The organism is Rheinheimera lutimaris (genome assembly GCF_013283795.1).
In the GTDB taxonomy this organism is placed as follows: Bacteria; Pseudomonadota; Gammaproteobacteria; order Enterobacterales; family Alteromonadaceae; genus Alishewanella; species Alishewanella lutimaris.
Window position 1 is genome coordinate 107,806 of sequence record NZ_JABSOD010000009.1, and the last position, 14,604, is coordinate 122,409.

The following is a 14,604-nucleotide window of genomic DNA, read 5'->3' on the forward strand; positions in this document are numbered from 1 at the left end:
ATGAGTATTAATCGACTGGTTAACAAGTTTGAGTACGCGCTGTTCCGGCACAGGGCGCTGGTTATCACGGGCTTTATTCTGGCCACGCTGTTTTTACTGTTTAAAGCTACCACTATTAAACTGGATGCGGCCTTTACCAAAAACATTCCGCTAAAGCATGAATATATGCAGACCTATCTGCGCCATGCGCAGGATTTCGGCGGTGCCAACAATATTCTGGTGTCGTTATGTGACAGCAATGGCGATATTTTTAACGCCGGTTTTTTTGACAGCTTGCGCCGCGCCCATGATGAGCTGCTTTATACCTCAGGCGTAGACAGGGTGCAGGTCAAATCATTATTTAGCCCAAGCACGCGTTTTGTTGAGGTAGTAGAAGATGGTTTTGCCGGTGGTCCGGTGATCCCTGCTGATTTTGTGGCTGATGCGACAGGGCTGGCTAAAGTTAAAGAGAACACCGAAAAAGCCGGCATTGTTGGTCGTATGGTCGCCGATGACTACAGTTGCGCCATGATTTCAGCTCAGTTGCTGGAAGTTGACCCGGATACCGGCGAGAAGCTGGATACCATAGCTTTTGCGGCAACATTAGAGCAAAACATCCGCGCTAAATATCAAAGTGACACGGTCAGCGTGCATATCATTGGTTTTGCCAAGATGGTGGGCGACGTTGCTGACGGTGCCAAAGGCGTACTGATGTTTTTTGCTATTGCTATTGCAGTAACCTCGGTGATGGTGTTCTTTTTCTGTCGCTCGCTGATGTTGACCATCCTGCCGATAGCCTGTTCTTTAATTGCCGTAGTCTGGCAGATGGGCTTATTGTCTGCGCTGGGTTTTGGCATTGATCCTATGTCTATTTTGGTACCGTTTCTGGTATTCGCGATTGGTGTAAGCCATGGTGTGCAGATGATTAACTCTACCGGTAAACGGGTTGCTGCCGGGATGGATGCGAAAACTGCGGCTCAAGCCAGCTTTCGCAAGCTATTGGTACCGGGTGGCGTGGCGCTGCTGTCTGACACTGTAGGTTTTTTAACCTTGTTAATTATTGAAATTGGTGTCATTCGTGAGCTCGCCATTACCGCCAGCTTGGGTGTTGCGGTCATTATCCTGACAAATCTTATTTTGTTGCCGGTACTGATGTCATTTGTGCGCTTTAGCAAAAGCTACAAAGCCCGTGCTGCAGCACCTTCACCCAAGACCGACAAGGTATGGTTTGCTTTGTCTGCTTTTGCTACCCGTAAATATGCTGCAGTGATTTTACTACTTACTGCCGTCTTATTTACACTGGGCTATATGCAAAGCCAACAACTGAAAATAGGCGATTTACATGCCGGTGCGCCGGCATTGCATGAAGACTCCCGTTATAACCAGGACACTTTCCTGATCACAGACCGTTATGCAATCTCAGTTGATTACCTCAACGTGATGGTTGAAACCATTCCAAGTGCCTGTACTGAACACAGCATTATGGCCAAAGTCGACCGCTTCCAATGGTTAATGGAGAACGTGGAAGGCGTGCAATCGGCCGTGTCGCTGGCATCCGTTTCCAAGACGATTAATGCGGCTTTTAACGAGGGTAATGTAAAATGGCGGGTATTGCCGCGTAATACGCAAAGTCTGGTTCAGGCATCATCCAGGGTAGAAACCAGTACCGGCTTATTAAATGCCGACTGCTCGGTCATGCCGGTGATCTTGTTCCTGCAAGACCACAAAGCCGAGACCATGGAGCGGGTAGTGGCTGCGGCAAAACGTTACGGCGCCGAGCTGGGCGATGAGCAAACCCGCTTTATGTTAGCGTCCGGCCCCGCCGGTGTTATGGCTGCCACTAACGAAGCTGTAGCAGAAGCACAGCAACCGATGATGTGGTATGTGTATGGTGCGGTAATTATTCTGTGCTTGCTGAGCTTCCGCTCATTGCGGGCCACCATCTCCGTTATTCTGCCTTTGTATGTCGTATCTGTACTGGCTACTGCACTGATGACCCATCTGCAAATTGGCCTGACGGTATCAACGTTGCCGGTAATCGCGCTGGGTGTAGGTATCGGGGTAGATTACGGTATTTATATTTTGTCGAATATGACACAGATGCTGCGTGATGGTGCGCCACTGCGCCAGGCGTATTTTGAAGCGTTAAAAGAGCGTGGCAGCGCGGTATTGTTTACCGGTATTACGCTGGCGATAGGCGTAAGTACCTGGGTATTCTCGGCACTGAAGTTCCAGGTAGATATGGGCATACTGTTAACCTTTATGTTTATTGTCAATATGCTTGGCGCCATAGTGGTGTTGCCGGCATTGGCCGCGTTTTTATGGCGAAAGCAATAAATTATTTTCTGCATGAATAAACACGAAAATGGCCGAAAGGCCATTTTCTATTTACATGGGATGAATAAGTTGTCAGAAGCCTTAAAAATCACTGGTTTAACCAGCATAAAAGCGGAAAATAGTACTCGAAAAGCGCTACAATTGGCACTACACTGCGCAGCTGACACGATCTGGTTTGTTCGGTAGCGCCTGCTGTTAAAAGCAGTGACTGCAAAAAGGATACAAAAATGGCACTGATAGACGGTCAACCCTCTGTACTACTACAAAACGTAAGCAAACTCATTAAACAAAAAGTTAAGGACCAGGTGACCCTGGTGGAAAAGTTCGCCTTCACTTTATATGGCAACATGTCTAACGAAGACCTTGTTGGTCGCAATGACAGCGACCTATACGGCGCAGCACTCAGTTTGTGGCAGACTTTTAATGCTCACGCTGAAAAAGACGCAAAAATCCGCGTTTATAATCCGGAAATAGCCCGTCACGGCTGGGAGTCCAAACACACTATCGTAGAAATAGTGGTTCAGGATATGCCGTTTCTGGTGGATTCAGTACGCATGGCATTAAGCCGGCAGAGTATTGCTGCGCATCTGTTATTACATTACCCGTTGCAAACCGAGCGTGATGCTAAAGGTCAAATCAGCGATTTCTTTAAGCTGGGCAGTAAGGCCAAAGCCAGCACTGAGCAAACTGTCTTTCATATTGAGATCGATCGCTTGACCGATACCGCGGCCATTGATGCTCTAAAGCAGGAGCTGCATTCGGTAATGGAAGATGTCTCTTTGGCTGTACAAGACTGGCAGCCGGCACGGGAAAAACTGCAACAGGTAATTAAAGCGTTACCCAAGCAAAGCGGTAAAGCCAGTAGCGAAGAAATACAGCAAGCCGGTGAGTTTTTAAATTGGTTGGCTAAAGATAACTTTACCTTGTTGGGTTACCGTGAATATACCATCGGCCCGGTAAAAGGCGATTATAAAATCAGCGGTATCGACGACAGCTCATTGGGCCTGATGCGCCGCTCTGCTGCGCGCGACCTGATGCTTTCTGAATTACCGGAAAGCGGCCGCAAGCAAGCGATTAATAATGCTTTGCTGATCCTGACCAAAACCAATAATAAGTCACGCGTACACCGGCCGGCTTACATCGATTATATCGGTGTGAAAAAGTTTGATAAAGACGGCAAAGTTATCGGTGAAGATCGCTTTATCGGTTTGTATTCGTCATCGCTGTATAACAACAGTGCCGCCGACATTCCGCTGTTAAAAAGCAAGCTGGCCACCGTGATGCAAAAATCTGAATTTGCTGTCGGTACCCATGCTTACAAAGCTTTGCTGAATATTTTGGAAACCTACCCGCGTGATGAACTGATCCAGGCAACGGCAGACGAGTTGCTGCATGTTGCGATGGGCGTACTGCAAATGCAGGAACGCGATATGACGCGTTTATTTATGCGTAAAGACAGTTTTGGTCGCTTTGTCACTGCTATGGTGTATGTACCGCGCGAGCGTTACAACACCCAGTTGCGTAAAGAAACCCAGGCAATCTTGCAAAGTGCGCTGGGCTCGGACGAGCCGGTGGAGTTTACCACTTATTTTTCTGAATCTGTGTTGGCGCGTACCCATTATCTGGTGCGGATCAACGATAGCCATGTCGAGTATAAAGTGAAAGATATTGAACGCAATTTAGTTGAAGCGGCCCGCACCTGGGAAGACAAATTAGAAAGTGCCATCATCGGAGTTTATGGTGAGGCTAAAGGTCGCGAACTGATCCGTAAGTACGTTAATGCGTTTCCGCGCAGCTACAAAGAAGAGATGCTGCCAAGTGATGCATTAGTGGATATTGGCAAGCTTGAAGCGCTGAATGACGACCACAAGCTGGAGATGTTGTTTTACCGGCCACAGGAAGAAAAACCGGACAGCAAGGCGGTGCGGTTAAACCTGTTCCATAAAGACCATCCTATTCATTTGTCTGATGTGTTGCCGATGCTGGAAAACTTCGGCATGCGCGTTATCGGTGAAACCCCTTATGCGGTTAAATGTGCCGATGGCTCTGTTAGCTGGGTATTAAACTTTGCCATGGAACTGAACTGTGCGGTACCGGCTGATTTCGCCGCTGCGCAGCAATCTTTCCAGGAGTCTTTTGCCAAAGTATGGAATGGCCAACTGGAAGATGACGGTTTTAACCGCTTAATTCTGGGTGCCGGTTTAACCGGCCGTGAAGCGTCTTTGCTGAGGGCTTTTGCGAAATACAAACGGCAGATCGGTGGTACTTTCAGCCAGTCTTATGTCGAGAGCACTTTTGCCCGTTATGCCGGCTTGGCCGGATTACTGGTGCAATTGTTTAACAGCAAATTTGATCCTAAAGCTAAAACTAACGCCAAAGCGATTGAAAAGCTGGAAGAGCAAATTACATCTCAACTGGAAAACGTTGCCAATCTGGATGATGACCGCATTATCCGCCGCTTTGTCGACATGATTAACGCAACCTTGCGTACCAACTATTTCCAGAAAAGCGCGCAGGGCGATGATAAGCCTTATATCTCGTTCAAAATTAATTCTGCCGCTATTCCGGATATGCCACTGCCGACACCAATGTTTGAGATTTTTGTTTACTCACCCAGAGTGGAAGGTGTGCATTTACGCTTTGGCAAAGTAGCACGGGGTGGTTTGCGCTGGTCAGATCGGCGTGAAGATTTCCGCACTGAAGTACTTGGTCTGGTAAAAGCACAACAGGTGAAAAACACCGTTATCGTGCCTACCGGTTCTAAAGGCGGTTTTGTTTGTAAAAAGTTACCTGAAACCGGCGGCCGTGAAGCCTTCCTTAATGAAGGTAAAGACTGTTACCGCACCTTTATCCGTGGCTTGTTGGATATCACCGATAATATCGTGCAGGGCGCCGTAGTGCCGCCCAAAGATGTGGTTCGCCTTGATGAAGATGACCCTTATCTGGTGGTTGCAGCCGACAAAGGCACCGCAACCTTCTCGGATATTTCTAACGGCATTTCTGAAGAATATAACTTCTGGCTGGGCGATGCCTTTGCTTCCGGTGGTTCAAACGGTTACGACCACAAAAAAATGGGTATTACTGCCCGTGGTGGTTGGGAGTCGGTAAAACGTCACTTCCGTGAAATTGGCATAGATTGCCAAACTACCGATTTTACCTGTGTCGGTATCGGTGATATGGCCGGTGACGTTTTTGGTAACGGCATGTTGCTGTCAAAACATATTCGCCTGCAGGTAGCGTTTAACCATATGCATATTTTTGTTGACCCGAATCCGGATGCAGCAAAGAGCTGGGAAGAGCGTAACCGCATGTTTAACCTGCCAACCTCAACCTGGGATGACTACGATAAGTCGTTAATCTCCGAAGGTGGCGGTATTTTCCTGCGCAGTGCTAAGGCCATTAAATTATCACCGCAGATGAAAGAGATGCTGGGCACCACTAAAGCCAGTATGACGCCAAACGAATTGATCCGCGAAGCCATGATGATGCCGGTGGACTTAATTTGGAACGGTGGTATAGGTACTTATGTTAAAGGCAGCGGCGAGAGCCATGCCGAAGTAGGCGATCGCGGCTCTGAAGCATTACGTGTAAACGGCAAAGAGTTAAAAGCAAAGATCTTTGGTGAAGGTGGTAACCTGGGCGCAACCCAGCGCGGCCGTATCGAATTTGCTATGCACGGTGGTTTAATTAATACCGACTTCGTTGATAACGTGGGTGGTGTTACCTGCTCTGATAACGAAGTGAATATCAAAATTTTGCTCAACACTCTGGTCGCCGGTGGTGATTTAACGCTGAAACAGCGCAATAAGTTACTGCTGGATATGACCGAAGATGTAGCCGCTATTGTCATTAAAGACTGTTACCGGCAAACCCAGAGCATCAGTATTTCATCGCTGTTAGGGGGTGAACAGTTAAAAGAGTACACCCGCTTTATCCATACGTTGGAAAAAGAAGGTAAGTTAAACCGCGAGCTGGAGTTCCTGCCATCAGATGATGAATTGGCAGAGCGTATGGCCAAAGGCCAGGGTTTGACCCGACCAGAGCTATCTATTCTGACTGCCTACGGCAAAATGGTGTTAAAAGAGCGGCTGGTACTGCCGGAAATTTACGAAAATGCCTACTTTAAGCGGCAATTATTCGCTAACTTCCCGCAGATGCTGCAGGATAAATACGCTGCAGAGATGGAAAACCATCCGCTGAAGGCGGAAATTATCGCCACCAAACTGGCCAATATGCTGGTCAATGAAATGGGGCCGAATTTTGCCCAGCGTATGCTGGAAGAAACCGGCGCGGGCGTTGGTGAAGTAACCTTGTGTTACTCCATTGCACGTGATTTATTCGATATGTCTGCGGTATGGCGCAAGCTGGAGCAGTTAGATAACGTGATCCCGGCGGCACTGCAAAGCAAACTGCTGCATCAGCTGCGCCGCACTATGCGCCGCGCTACCCGCTGGTTTGTGCGTCATCGCAATAAAGCGCTGGATATCGAACAAACGCTGGCATTCTTTAAACCGGCATACCAGCAGTTAAGCAAAGAGCTGAGCACTTATCTGGCGGCAAGCGAAGTAGAGCAGTTGCAGGAAAAGCAAAGTGGCTTAACGGAGCAGGGCGTACCGCAGGAAGTTGCACAGTATCTGGCGCAATTGAGCACAGTGTTCTCGGCGATGGACATAGCTCAGGTGGCTGATGCTGAGAAAGTACCGCTGGCGATGGTAGCTGAGATTTACTTTAAGCTGGGCGACAAGATGGACTTGCACTGGTTCCTGGAGCAAATTACCAATCAACCGGTGGCAAACCATTGGCAGGCGCTTGCCCGTGCCTCTTACCGCGAAGAGCTGGATTGGCAACAACGTGCCTTATCGGCTGTCGTTGTGCGCAGTTGCGGTAAAGTGTGTGCAGCAGATGAGGTGATCAATAGCTGGTTAACTGAGCATGAGGCGCTGTTAGAGCGTTGGCGCTTGATGCTGGCTGAGTTTAAAACCACTAAGAGCCACGAATTTGCCAAGTTCTCGGTGGCATTGCGTGAATTAATGCTGTTGAGTCACCATTGTGACCCTGTAAAATAAGCAGCGTAGTAGCTACAATACCCCGGCTGGTCCGGGGTATTTTTTTGTTTTGTAATAAGGCGGCCTATGTTCTATCCGATTGCACAAAAATTAATGTTTGCTTGTGACGCTGAATGGTCACATAACTTCGCGCTTGGCAGCTTAAAACGGCTGGCACATACGCCCTTTGCCGGGTTGTGGCGGCAGCAACTGCCGTTAAAGCCGGTTACTGTTGCCGGGATCCGTTTTGACAACCCGTTGGGTTTAGCCGCCGGGCTGGATAAAAATGCCGAATGCATTGATGCCTTTGGTGAAATGGGTTTTGGCTTTATTGAAGTCGGTACGGTAACACCACGGCCGCAAGTGGGGAATGACAAGCCGCGAATTTTCCGGCTGCCGCAGTCTCAAGCCATTATTAACCGTATGGGCTTTAATAACAAAGGCGTTGATTATCTGGTAGAAAATGTAAAAAACGCCAGCTATAAAGGTGTGCTTGGTATTAATATCGGTAAAAACAAAGATACACCGAATGAGCAGGGTAAAGACGACTACATTCACTGTATGCGTAAAGTGTATGCACATGCCGGTTACATCACGGTGAATATTTCCTCTCCCAATACGCCGGGTTTGCGCGATCTGCAATTTGGTGATGCGCTGCTGGATTTGCTGCAAAGCGTGAAAAATGAACAATTGGATTTACAGGCATTACACGATAAATACGTGCCGGTGTTTGTAAAAATTGCCCCCGATATGGATCCGGTAGCGGTTAATCAGGTAGCCGAAACCTTGCTGAAAAGCAAAATGGACGGCGTGGTTGCAACCAACACCACCCTGGACAGAAGCCTGGTGCAGGGGCAACGTTATGCTGACGAAGCCGGTGGTTTAAGCGGCTTGCCGGTGCGGGAAAAAAGCACCGAAGTGCTGCGACTGCTGCGGGCGGCTGTTGGCCCGAAGCTGCCGATTATTGGTGTTGGCGGCATCAGCGATACTGAGTCAGCACAGGAAAAACTGGCCGCCGGCGCGAATTTGTTGCAGGTGTATACCGGCTTTATTTACCGTGGACCGGAGTTGATTAAACAGATCGTTACCAGCTTATAAGGATCTTCAGCTGATCTTGCATAGTTAGAACAAAATAGTCTTTAACATCTTGATCAGCTTAGTGTATTTCTTTAAATGTTTAATAAATAACCGTGTGGTACAGGGCAGGGAGTTGCATGCTTAAGCCGTCAGAGCGTTGGTACTGGACCTATTGTCCGCAAAAAGACCGCTTGTTGCTGGATATCAGTGACCAGGCGCAATTTTGCGCGCCTTTTGGTGCCTCGCAGTTAATACAGCTGCCGCAGCGCCAGGCGTTGACTATGGCTGAAGCTGAAGCTTTCCAGTTAATCGAAGACAGTCTGCAACAACTAGACATGCCCGCGGCAGTGCGGCTGGAGCTTTGCCTTACGGCATTGTGCGCGCCTTTTTTACAACAACAGGCGCATAAAAGCTGGTATTTTCAGCAAGGCAGTGACGCTGCCACAGCACAGTATGACATTGTGATGCTGCGCGGTTTAAGCAGCCAGTATGCCATAGTGTTGTCGGCTGACAGCGATTGCGCCAATTGTCTGCTGTTGGGTGACATCAGCACCCTGGCCGGTAAAAATGTGGCGCGGTTACAGGTAGTTCGCGTATTGCACAACCGTGTCAGTGCGCTTAATGTCAGCATTCCGTATCGCCACAGCGCCTGATTTTTAACGGCGTTATTTCCCTCAGCAGCAGATCCGACTACACTAGCGGCAATTTTTACCGTTGCGGAACCACCTATGTCTGCCTTAGCCGCTGTAGCAACTGAACTTGAACCTTTTTTACAACAATTGAGCAGCGCCATAATCGACCGGCAATTGCATAAACTGGTATTGAGTAAATATCATGGCTCTGAGCCGTTAAAACAGCTGCAGGTTCGTCCTGTCATGCTGAAACAACAATGGCAACTCAGCTTTACCTATAAATACCAAACTAACGATGTGACGCGTAATTTCAGTGCCGATGCTGCGCTTGGCGAAATAACAACCTTGCTGGGCCAGAGTTTCAGCGCGGCCAATTTGTTTACCGCAGAAACTGAAGTGCAACTGACGATCAGTAAAAAAGGTAAGGTGTTGTATCAACAAAAACGCCTGAGTCAGCCGTTGCACACGGCGCAAACTGAGCATAACCGTGATAAACAGCGTTATTTAACGCTGCAGCGACCGTTTTTGCGCGAGTTAGGGGTAACCGATGCCCAGCAGCAGTTGATCCCCGCCATGTCGCGAAAATGGAAGCAGATTAATAAGTTTATTGAAATTTTCTCCGGCGCTGTGCAAGACACCGGACTGAGCGCTAAAAAGCAATTACACATCGCCGATTTTGGCTCCGGCAAGGCTTACTTAACCTTTGCCGTGCATGATTACTTAACCAACACCCTGGCTCTGGATGCTAAAGTGACCGGAGTGGAGCTGCGGCAAAACCTGGTCGATTTATGTAACGGCACCGCGACCAAGCTTGGCTTAAGCGGTATTCAGTTTGAACAGGGCGACGTAAAGCATTTTAAAGCCCGTGGTATCAACGTAATGATAGCGCTGCATGCCTGTGACACCGCTACCGACTATGCCATTCATATGGGCATTGCTACCGGTGCTGAGATTATTATGTGCTCACCGTGCTGTCACAAGCAAATCCGGCCGCAAATACAACTGCCACAAGTATTGGCACCAATGTTAGTGCACGGTATTCACCTGGGCCAGGAAGCCGAAATGGTTACCGATAGCCTGCGGGCGTTACTGTTGGAAGCGCACGGCTATGATACCAAGGTGTTTGAGTTTATTTCGCTGGAGCATACCAGCAAAAATAAGATGATCCTCGCGACTAAACGTAAGCAGCCGCGGGATAACACTAAAATATTGCAGCAAATCGCCGCTATTAAGCAGTTTTACGGCATCACTGAACATTGCCTGGAAAGCTTGTTGCTGCAAGAACAGCATTAATTCTCATGCTGCCGGTTTTGCGCTTTGTAGCGTAAACCTTGCCCAAGCAGGTAAAAATACTCCAGCCAAACTTGGCTAAGCGCATCGCACAGCGGATCAGCCGGATAAATGCCGGCTGCCGCTGCTTTGCCTTTTTGTGTTCCTGATACCAGAAAGTTATTTTTCAGCGGCTGGCGTTGCAGCACTTTTTCAAAGGCTCTGGCGGCCATTTCTTCCGGCATGGCCAAATACAGCCGGTTGCGATTGGCATCCAGTTGCCGACAATGGCGAAAAAATTCGCTTTCATGTTCACCGTCCGCCGACAAGTACAATAATTTGTAGGCAGAACCGAGTAACTCATTGAGATAATGCGGAATAATCGGCAGGCTCTGCAGCCATGCTGAGCTGGAAAACTGGTTACGCGTAGCGTTTTTGCCAAACATTTTGCCGGCAATATAATGGTCAAAGGCATGAAACCACTCATGTACCAGGCTGCCGCCGCCGGCATTTTTTGCCAGTGCCAAAATACGCCCCTGTGGCTGATAGTGCGCACAAACCCCTGGTTGGCCGCCAATGCCAAAGGTAATCGCTAAACTGCCGTTAAGTGAGATCACTTGTGGTGGTACCTGCAGTAACTGCTGTAAATCACAAAAGGCATCAAAGAATAAATTGGCTGCCAGTTGCAACTCTTCAGCGGTTACCCAGCGCCCGATATGAATGCTGTTAAAACCAAAAATCTTAACCAGGTCGGCAAAGCTGACGTCGGCGCCACCACGATGCGGCGGGCCGTTGCGATAATACTTACGCTGAATGCGCGGAACGGAAATTGTCATCTGCTGATGATAGCGATAATTGGTATTTGGCGAAATACTCCGGGTTGTTCAAACCAGCGATAAAAACCGGGGTTTAGTCGCAGTACTTTTATCAGCCGATTGCCAAGCGGGCAGCAGCAAGGTAGTTTGCTGTTATAACAATACCGAAAATCATGGGAGCAACATGCGCAGTAACATCCGGCGGACCTTTATTCTCAGTGCTATTTTTGCAGCTTTAGGCAGCAGCTTTACAGTGTCGGCGTTGCCGGAATTTCCCGGTAGCCAATACAACAACAGCGTACCTGATACACAGCAAGTGCTGGGTTATAAATTGGGTAGCCGTATCTCAGAGCCTGCGGCCATCCGGCAGTATTTTATGACGTTGGCGGCGCAGTATCCGCAGCAACTTAAGCTGGTACCTTATGGCGAAAGCTGGCAGGGGCGACAGCTGTTTTATGTGGTGATAGGCTCAGCGCAAAATATCGCCCGTTTGGATCAACTTGAACAGAATATGCGCCGCCTGGCAGATCCGGTTAACACCAGCGAGGCAGACGCTAAAGCCCTGATTGCACAGCAACCGGCGTCAGTATGGATTGCCAATACTTTGCACGGCAATGAACTTAGCCCGGCGGAGTCCTCTATGGCACTGGCCTGGCACTTGTTAGCCGACCAAAGTGAGTTTACCGCTAATATTTTGGCCAATACGCTGGTGTATATTGATCCATTGCAAAACCCGGATGGCCACCATCGTTTTGTCAGCCGCTACTACGCTACCGCCGGTATGGAGCATTCAGACGATCGCTTGTCTGCCGAGCAAAACGAGCCCTGGCCCAATGGCCGCAGCAACCATTATTTGTTTGATATGAACCGCGACTGGATCAGCTTAACCCAGCCGGAAAACCGTGGCCGGGTAAAAGCGTTACAACGTGTCTATCCGCTGCTGTTTGTCGACTCGCATGAAATGGGCGGCGATATGACATACTACTTCAGCCCGGAGGCTGAGCCTTATAACCCGCATATTCAGCAGGCACAGCGGGAAGTATTAAACTGGGTGGGGCAAAACAATGCCAAATGGTTTGACCGCTTTGGTTATCACTATTTTACCCGCGAAATTTTTGATGCGTTTTACCCGGGTTATGGCGCCAGTTGGCCGCTGTATCAGGGCAGTATTGCCATGACCTATGAAATGGCGTCGGCCCGCGGCCATCATTACCGCCGCAGCGACGGTACTGTAGTCACTTTTGCCGACGGTATTCAGCGCAACTTTGTGGCTTTTATGGCTACGTTAGAAACCGCCAGCCAGCGCGCCAAACCCTTGCTGCAACGGTTTTATCAGTACCGTAAAGACGCTGTGGCACAGGGCCGTAAAGCCAAAACCCGCAGTTATATTTTTCCGGCCAGCCGCGATAAAGCCGGGCATCAGCGTTTAACCGCATTACTAACAGAGCAGGGCATCAAGGTTACTCAGGCAACGAAAGCCTTCAGCGCCTGTGGTACCGATTACCAGCTCGGTGCCTATGTAATAGACAGTGCCCAGAGCACCTATCATTTGCTGCGCACCTTACTCGATAGTGACGTACCTATGGACCAGCCGTTTATTAAGCAGCAGGAAGCGCTGCGGGCGAATAACTTACCGGATCAAATATACGATGTAACGGCATGGTCATTGCCGCTGATGTTTAATCTGGAAATGAATGAATGCAGCCGCAGTGTTAACGTCGAAGGTGTCACCGTAACTGAGCAGCGTATTTTACCCGGCAGCCTGACGCGACCCGATGCAAGCTACGGTTTTATTCTGCCATGGGATGGTATGGACGCCGCCCGCTTTGCTGCCGAAGCGTTAAAAGCCGGAGTGGTGATGCGTAGCAGCGACTTGCCTTTTACCCATCAGAACGGTACGCGTTACCCTTCCGGCAGCTTAATTATTGCCAGAGCAGATAACAATGCTGAGCTTAATCAAACTCTTGAAAAGCTCGCGGCACTAAGCGGTGCGGTATTGCAAGGTGTAGACAGCAGCTGGCATACCGACGGCCCTAATGCCGGTTCAGCTAATATGGTGCGGCTGCAACCGGTTAAGGTGGCCATGTTATGGGACGAGCCGGCCAGCAGTTTAAGTGCCGGTAGCGCCCGGTTTGTGTTGGAGCGGGAACTGGGGCAACCGGTAACCGCTATCCGGCCGGCGCAGTTAAAACAGGCTGATTTAAGCCGCTATCAGGTACTGGTGCTGCCCGCGAGTGCCGGTGGCAGTTATCAACAGGCACTGGGTGAAGCCGGTTATAACAATATCCGCCACTGGACAGAGCGCGGCGGTGTGCTTATTACGCTGGGTAACGCCACCAACTTTGCGTTAAGCGGTGAAACACCGCTACTGGCCAGTAAGCGTGAATACAAAGCAACAGATGCACCGGCAGCTGACACTAAAGACAGCAAGGATAAGCAGAAAGATCAGGTTGCCGGCACGGTACTGAATACTGAGCAGTATCAGCAAATGCTCAAAGCCAAACAGGCCCGGCCGGATTGGGTACCGGGTTTTCTGGCAAAAGCAGAGGTAGATCAGTCGCACTGGTTAACTGCGGGTTTGCCGGCCAGCGCAACAACAGTGTATGTGGGTAACGAGATTTACCAGCCGCTGGCAATAAACCACGGCCGTAACCTGCTGAAATTTGCCGGCGCCGATGAGGTTAAAGCCAGTGGTTTTGTCTGGCAGGATAACCAGCAGCAAATTGCGCATAAACCGTTGTTAATGTGGGCACCACAAGGGGACGGTATGGTTATCAGCTTTACGCAGGAACCTAACTACCGTGCTTATGTAAATGGCTTACATATCGCGCTGGCCAATGCGGTGTTGCTGGCACCGGCACACAGTGGTGCAGTGCGTTAAAACAGGCGTTAATGCTCAGCCGCAGGTAAACTTTGCCTGCGGCTTCTGATATAGCCCACCAGATTACTGCTTAAAAACGCCAGTTCCATCAGTACCGCAACCGGTGAACCCACCAGCAAGTTATGGATAATCCAGGACGTTGCGCCAATGGCCATCAGCAGCCGAACCCAAAGTACATTTTTTTGAAAACTGCCGACAGTACCTACTACTGCTGCCAGATAAGGCAACAAATTAACCGGGTTGCTGTAGCTAAGCACAATCAGCAAGGTGGAGAGTGCCAGAAAACAATACATCCAGCGTTGACGCGGGCTTATCGCCGCCACCAAAAAACGTATTGCGGTTAAGCCGACAAAAAACGCTGCTTCGTACTGGCCCAGTACAGCGAAATGGCTGGCATTAAGCAAGGCAGAGACAAACCAGAATTTCAGCATGCTGGCTCTGTCATAGCGCTGAAAAGCCACGATACCACTGATAAAGGCTACTACGGCTAAGCACTGCGACAAAGCAAAACTAATGGTTATGTCCGGCAAGGAGTTGACTCTGTGTGGCTGATCAAGACGGCTAGTTTA

General features: G+C 49.3%; 8 protein-coding genes. 6 read left to right on the top strand and 2 right to left on the bottom strand.

Annotation, left to right across the window (positions count from 1 at the left end):
* From HRH59_RS11050 to HRH59_RS11070, 5 genes are all read left to right on the top strand, one after another.
* Entirely contained in the window at positions 1 to 2,316 is a 2,316-nt protein-coding gene (locus tag HRH59_RS11050; protein WP_173501322.1) for an efflux RND transporter permease subunit, read from the top strand.
* 227 nt (positions 2,317 to 2,543) lie between these two features.
* The gene (locus HRH59_RS11055) at positions 2,544 to 7,382 is read left to right on the top strand and encodes an NAD-glutamate dehydrogenase (protein WP_173501323.1); all 4,839 of its coding nucleotides are present in this window, start codon (positions 2,544 to 2,546) and stop codon (positions 7,380 to 7,382) included.
* Between the two features lie 66 nt (positions 7,383 to 7,448).
* On the top strand, positions 7,449 to 8,459 hold the full coding sequence (gene pyrD, locus HRH59_RS11060) for a quinone-dependent dihydroorotate dehydrogenase (RefSeq protein ID WP_173501324.1): 1,011 nt from the start codon (positions 7,449 to 7,451) through the stop codon (positions 8,457 to 8,459).
* A 116-nt stretch (positions 8,460 to 8,575) separates the two neighbouring features.
* A complete protein-coding gene (locus HRH59_RS11065; protein WP_173501325.1) occupies positions 8,576 to 9,091 on the top strand; it encodes a cell division protein ZapC domain-containing protein in 516 nt (171 codons plus the stop codon).
* Between the two features lie 75 nt (positions 9,092 to 9,166).
* Positions 9,167 to 10,363 carry a class I SAM-dependent methyltransferase gene (locus HRH59_RS11070; protein ID WP_173501326.1) on the top strand — a complete coding sequence of 399 codons (1,197 nt, stop codon included), beginning with the start codon at positions 9,167 to 9,169 and terminating at the stop codon, positions 10,361 to 10,363.
* Here the strand turns inward: HRH59_RS11070 and HRH59_RS11075 are convergent.
* A complete protein-coding gene (locus HRH59_RS11075) occupies positions 10,360 to 11,175 on the bottom strand; it encodes a CLCA_X family protein (protein ID WP_173501327.1) in 816 nt (271 codons plus the stop codon). The two genes, HRH59_RS11070 and HRH59_RS11075, sit on opposite strands and share 4 nt — an antisense overlap.
* 163 nt (positions 11,176 to 11,338) lie before the next feature.
* Here HRH59_RS11075 and HRH59_RS11080 point away from each other — a divergent pair, with 163 nt between their 5' ends.
* Positions 11,339 to 14,035: a M14 family metallopeptidase gene (locus HRH59_RS11080; RefSeq protein ID WP_173501328.1), complete on the top strand. Its 2,697-nt coding sequence runs from the start codon at positions 11,339 to 11,341 to the stop codon at positions 14,033 to 14,035.
* Between the two features lie 8 nt (positions 14,036 to 14,043).
* Here the strand turns inward: HRH59_RS11080 and HRH59_RS11085 are convergent, their stop codons facing one another.
* Entirely contained in the window at positions 14,044 to 14,565 is a 522-nt protein-coding gene (locus HRH59_RS11085; protein WP_173501329.1) for a YgjV family protein, read from the bottom strand.
* Positions 14,566 to 14,604: the final 39 nt, after the last annotated feature.